This is a genomic window from Pseudomonas sp. HMWF006 (assembly GCF_003061205.1).
GTDB lineage: Bacteria > Pseudomonadota > Gammaproteobacteria > Pseudomonadales > Pseudomonadaceae > Aquipseudomonas > Aquipseudomonas monsensis.
The window spans coordinates 1-5,790 of the sequence record NZ_QAIU01000440.1 but is presented as its reverse complement, the minus strand read 5'-3'; the positions used below and the strand labels follow the sequence as shown (position 1 = coordinate 5,790).

At 62.7% G+C, this 5,790-nt stretch carries 6 protein-coding genes; all 6 read right to left on the bottom strand.

What is annotated here, in order from left to right:
• A partial coding sequence (locus DBR24_RS32800; protein WP_305889080.1) for an XdhC family protein occupies window positions 1–510 on the bottom strand: 510 nt, incomplete at its 3' end.
• Entirely contained in the window at window positions 510–2,831 is a 2,322-nt protein-coding gene (locus tag DBR24_RS18540) for a xanthine dehydrogenase family protein molybdopterin-binding subunit (protein ID WP_128615472.1), read from the bottom strand. The genes DBR24_RS32800 and DBR24_RS18540, both read right to left, overlap by 1 nt.
• Window positions 2,828–3,298, bottom strand: a complete 471-nt coding sequence (locus tag DBR24_RS18535; protein WP_128615473.1) for a (2Fe-2S)-binding protein — start codon at window positions 3,296–3,298, stop codon at window positions 2,828–2,830. The genes DBR24_RS18540 and DBR24_RS18535 overlap by 4 nt, the downstream gene beginning before the upstream one ends.
• 310 nt (window positions 3,299–3,608) lie before the next feature.
• The gene (gene murB / locus DBR24_RS18530; RefSeq protein WP_128615471.1) at window positions 3,609–4,628 is read right to left on the bottom strand and encodes a UDP-N-acetylmuramate dehydrogenase; all 1,020 of its coding nucleotides are present in this window, start codon (window positions 4,626–4,628) and stop codon (window positions 3,609–3,611) included.
• Window positions 4,625–5,089, bottom strand: coding sequence for a low molecular weight protein-tyrosine-phosphatase (locus DBR24_RS18525; protein WP_123466818.1), 465 nt, complete (start codon window positions 5,087–5,089; stop codon window positions 4,625–4,627). Before DBR24_RS18525 ends, murB begins: the two co-directional genes overlap by 4 nt.
• Window positions 5,089–5,790: 3-deoxy-manno-octulosonate cytidylyltransferase (gene kdsB / locus DBR24_RS18520; RefSeq protein ID WP_128615470.1), on the bottom strand; the 702-nt coding region annotated here is incomplete at its 5' end. The genes DBR24_RS18525 and kdsB, both read right to left, overlap by 1 nt.

Sequence of the window (5,790 nt, the reverse complement as noted above, 5' to 3'; positions counted from 1 at the left end):
GATCAACAGCAGACGCCAGCGCGGACCGTAAATCGCCCGCAGGGTTTGACCATCGAACTGCAGCGAGTCGGCTGGGCTGGCGGGCGTCAGCAGCACCTCACCGGTGGCGATGTTCAGCTCACGGGCGACGATTTCATGGGCCTCGCATCGAGCGAGCAGCTCGGCAACCCAGGCCGGATCGCCGACCCGCTCCTCAGTCAGGCGCAACGTGCCGCCACAGGGCAAACCGAAGCGCGCCGCCTCTTCACGGGTGACGCCATAAGTAATCAACTGCACCGGCGGGCCGTCGCTCGCAATCCGTCCGTCATGCAGGCGCGCGATCAAGTCATCCTCGACACACCCGCCCGACACCGAACCGATCACCACGCCATCCTCGCGCAACGCGAGCATCGCACCGGGCGCGCGTGGCGCAGTGCCCCAGGTCTGCACCACGCTGAACAACACCACCCGCTGCCCGGCGCGGCGCCATTCCAGCACGCTGCGCAGGACGTTGAGATCAGCGCTGTCCATTACGCCTGCGCCTTCTGCCAGCCTTGCAACTGGTAACGCACGGGCAAGTCACGGATGCGTTTGCCGGTGGCGGCGAAAATCGCATTGCACAGCGCCGGCGCAATCGGCGGCACGCCTGGCTCACCGACACCGCCCAACGGCACGTCACCCGGTGGCGTCACCAGATGCACCGCGACCTCCTTGGGTGCCAGCGACATGCGCGCCACCTCGTACATATGGAAGTTGTCCTGCTGGACCTTGCCATCCTTGAAGCTGATTTCCCCCAGTACCGCGTTGCCCAGGCCCATCACGCAAGCGCCCTCGAACTGCGAGCGAATACGCTCCGGGTTGATCTGCGGCCCGCAATCGACGGCGATATCGGCCTTGTGCACGATCAGCGTGCCGTCGTCCTTGACCTCGACCTCAATGACCGCCGCCACATAAGTGACAAAGCTGTAATGCACCGCCAGCCCGAGGCCGCGGCCCTTGGGCAATTGGCGACCCCAGCCGGCTGCCTTCGCCGCCGTCTCCAGCACTGCGCGCATGCGCCCGGTATCAATTGGATAACGCTCGGGAGATTCGCCGTAGTTCCACTCTTCGCTGAGGGTGCGCGGATCAATCTGCCGGTCCGGGCCAAGCAGTTTGATCTGATACTCGAGCGGATCGACGCCGGCCTTGTGCGCCAGTTCATCGACGAAACTCTGGATCGCGAAGCCGTGAGGAATGTTCGACACCGAGCGATACCAGCCCACCCGGGTGTGCACCGTCGCTTCGGGGTTTTCCAGGCGCACGCTGGGAATGGCATAGGCCATGTTGGTAAAGCCCATGCCCAGTTCGAACGCCGCCTCATGGTTCATGCCCGGCGCGAACAACGCGGTGATGCTCGGCGCCACCGTGCGATGCAGCCAGCCCGACGGCATGCCATCCTTGCCGACGCCGGCCTTCAGGTATTCGGCCGACACCGTGTGGAAATACGAGTTATGGATGTCGTCTTCCCGCGTCCACTGCACCCGCACGGCCTTGCCGGGAAATTCCTTGGCGAGGATCGCCGCTTCTACGACGAAATCCGGTTTCGACTTGCGCCCGAAACCACCGCCCAGCAACGTGACATTGAAGGTGACGTTATCGAAAGGCAGGCCAAGGCGCTCGGCAATCCGTTCACGGGTCACCTGTGGCGCCTGACTTGGCGCCCAGGCTTCGCAAGTGCCGTCCTTGTAACGGGCGATGGCGACCATCGGCTCCATCGGCGCCTGCGCCAGGTGCGGCAAATAGTAAGACGCTTCCAGCGTACTCGCGGCGCCACTGAGGGCCTTGTCGATATCACCGGTGTTGCGCACCACTTTGCCGGGTTTCAGCGCGGCAGCTTCCAGTTCCTTGCGATAGGCCACCGAGTCGTAACTGGCATTCGGGCCATCGTCCCATTCGATCTTCAGCGCCTCGCGGCCCTTGATCGCTGCCCAGGTGTTGCTGGCGATTACAGCCACGCCACCCAACGGCTGAAACTCCGACGGCAACGGACGACTTTCGATCTGAATGACTTTAAGCACACCCGGGACTTTCAGCGCGGCACTGTCATCCACCGACTTGACCTTGCCGCCGTACACCGCCGGACGGGCGACAGTGGCGAACAACATGCCGTCAAAATGCACATCAGCGCCATACACCGCACGACCGTTGACGATGTCGTCGCCGTCGATGGCTTTGGTGCCTTCCTTGCCGATATAGCGGAACTCCGCCGGTTGCTTGAGGCGCAGACTGTCGCGCGCCGGCACGGCCAGCGCACTGGCGGCAGCAGCGAGCTCGCCATAACCCAGTTCACGACCGGATGGTTTGTGCAGGACTTTGTGCAACTGCGCATGGCACTCGCCCACCGGCACTTTCCATTGTGCAGCAGCGGCTTGCTCCAGCATGGTCCTGGCCGCCGCACCGCAACGGCGCATCGGCTCATACCAGTGGCGCATGCTGCGCGAACCGTCGGTGTCCTGGTTGCCGAACCGCACTTCATCGCCCGGCGCCTGCCGGACTTTGACCTTGGCCCAATCGGCGTCCAGTTCATCGGCGACGACCATGGTCAGGCTGGTGCGCACACCCTGGCCCATTTCCGAACGGTTGCAGACCACGGTCACCGTGCCGTCCGCAGCAATGCTGACGTAGACCTTCGGATCGTCGATCCAGCCGTTGGGCATGCCGTCAGCGCCGAATTTCTTCGGTGCATCTTCGGCCAACGCGCCCTGCCAGCCCCAACTGGCGGCCAGCACCAATGCGCCGGTGGCACCGACACCCTTGAGGAAACCACGGCGGCTGAGGTTGCTCAGGGCAAAATCATTCGGCAAACGGCTCATGCCTTGGCCTCCTTCAGATGAGTGGAAGCCTGGCGGATCGCGGTTTTGATGCGGTTGTAAGTGCCGCACCGGCAAATGTTGCCGACCATCGCCTCTTCAATCTGCTCATCGCTCGGGTTCGGGTTGGTCTTGAGCAACGCGGTGGCGGACATGATCTGCCCGCCCTGACAGAAACCGCATTGGGCCACGGCGCTGTCGAGCCAGGCTTGCTGGACGACTTGCCCGACCGGATCGGCATGCAGGTTGTCGATGGTGGTGACGTTTTGTCCGACCACCGAGCCGATGGTGGTGATGCAACTGCGGGCGGGCAAGCCGTCGATGTGAATGGTGCAGGCGCCGCACAGGCCCATGCCGCAGCCGAATTTGGTGCCGTTGTAACCGGCGACATCACGGATGGCCCAAAGCAGCGGCATGTCTTCAGTGACATCGAGAGGATGGTCTTGACCGTTGAGTTTCAGGGTAATCATGGGCACGCCCGCATATTCTTGGTGGTTATGGGGTCGAGCAATCTGCCGCCGGAGGCTGGCGATGGTTCACGCAGATCGACTCAGGCTAATAGGCTCTCTCGTGCCGACGCGAACGTCTGCACCGGGCCTTTGGTGAAGCAAATGACGGTTATCGTTAGCTGGCTAAGTTAACCCATCGTTAACAAAAAAGCCCTGCTGAGACAGGGCTTTTCAGTTGCAAGTTTCTCGCTACAAGCTGCAAGCAAAAGCAGGAGCTGGCTCACGATCAAGATTGTAGCTCGCCGCTAAAAACTTGAGGCTCGTAGCTGCATTAATAGCGGTTGGGCTCCATTTCCAGCTCGACATTGAAACGTTCGGCAATATCTTTCTGGATGCGTTGCGCCAGCTCCAGCAGTTGCAGGCCGGTGGCCGCGCCGTAATTGACCAGTACCAGCGCCTGCAATTTATGCACGCCGGCATCGGCCTCACGGAAACCCTTCCAGCCAGCGCGCTCGATCAGCCAGCCAGCGGCCAGCTTCATCTGCCCGTCCGGTTGCGCATAGGCCACCAGATCCGGGTGCTGCGCCTTGATCTGCTCAACCAGGGCGGCCGATACCAGCGGATTCTTGAAGAAGCTGCCAGCATTGCCGAGCACCGCCGGGTCCGGCAGTTTTTCGCTGCGGATGCTGCAGATCGCCCGGCTGACGTCGGTGGGCGTCGGTTGCTCGATGCCCTGCTCGGTCAGGCGCTGACGCACCGGGCCGTAGTCCAGATGCAGATGGGCGACCCGGTCGAGCTTGAAGCGCACGCGCAGGATCAGCCAACGCCCTGGCTGCTGCTTGAACAGGCTGTCGCGGTAGGCGAAGTTGCATTCTTCCAGGCTGAAGTCGCGCAGCTCGCCGGTCTGGCGATCCAGCGCAGTCAGCCCGGCGAACACGTCCTTGATCTCGACACCGTAGGCGCCGATGTTCTGCATCGGCGCAGCGCCGACAGTGCCGGGGATCAGGCTGAGATTTTCCAGACCGGAAAAACCCTGCGCCAGCGTGTGCTGGACGAACGTATGCCACGGTTCGCCGGCCTCAGCTTCGATCACGACGTGATTGCCGTCATCGTTCACCACACGAATGCCGCGAGTGGCCATGCGCAGCACCAGCGCTGGAATGTCTGCGGTCAGCAACAAGTTGCTGCCACCGCCAATCACCAACAACGGCATGTCATGCGCAGCAGCATAAGCCAGCGCTTCACGGACATCGGCATCGCTGTGGGCTTCGGCAAACAGTTGCGCGCGAACATCCACGCCAAAACTGTTGAACGGTTTCAGGGAAACCTGCCGTTGCAGTTGCACGCTCATAACCGGCCCTTCACTTCGATCAACAGTTGGTCGCAGGCCGCTTCGATGAGATCCAGCACCTGTTCGAAACCCTGATCGCCGTCGTAATACGGATCAGGCACTTCATCGACCACCCCGGCATAACGGCGCAGGAACAGATCCAGTTCGGCCTTGGCGGTGGACGGTTGCAGCGCCTTGAGGTTACGCAGGTTGCTGTTGTCCATGGCCAGAATCAGGTCGTAACTGGCGAAATCGGCCCGGCTGACCTGCTGCGCGCGTTGCGCCGACAGGTCATAGCCGCGCACTTTGGCGGCGGCCTGGCTGCGCTTGTCGGGCGGGTTGCCGACGTGCCAGTCGCCGGTGCCGGCGGAAGCCACCTCGACTCGATCCGCCAGCCCGGCTTCGCGCAGTTTGTGGCGCAATACGCCTTCGGCGGTGGGCGAACGGCAAATGTTGCCCAGGCACACGAACAGAACGCGCATCAGGCCTCCAGCAGGCGACGAACGCGCTCGAGGTCTTCGACGGTATCGACGCCAGTCGGCGGTGCGATCAACGCATCGGCGACATGAATCCGCACGCCGTGCCACAGGGCACGCAGTTGCTCGAGGGATTCCGTGTTTTCCAGCCAGCACGGGCCCCAGCTCACAAAATCCTGCAGGAAACCGGCGCGGTAGGCATAAATGCCGATGTGACGACGGTACGGCACACCCTCGGGCAACTGCTCGCGACTCTTGGCGAATGCATCGCGCGCCCACGGCAAGGTTGCGCGACTGAAGGTCAGCGCCAGACCGTTGAGGTCACTGACAACCTTGACCACGTTCGGATTGAACAGGGTCTGCACGTCCTCGATCGGCTCGGCCAGGGTGGCCATGCGCGCTTCGGTGTGGGCGGCAAGGTTGGCGGCGACCTGATCGATCACGCTCGGCGGGATCAGCGGCTCGTCGCCCTGCACGTTGACCACGATCGCGTCAGGCTCAAGGCCCAGTTTCGCCGCGACTTCGGCCAGGCGGTCAGTGCCGGAATTGTGGTCTTCACGGGTCAGTACCACTTCGGCGCCGAAACCCTGGCAGGCCTCGACAATGCGCGCATCGTCTGTCGCCACGACCACGCGGCTGGCGCTGCTTTTGCTCGCCTGTTCCCAGACGTGCTGGATCATCGGCTTGCCGGCAATATCCAGCAGCGG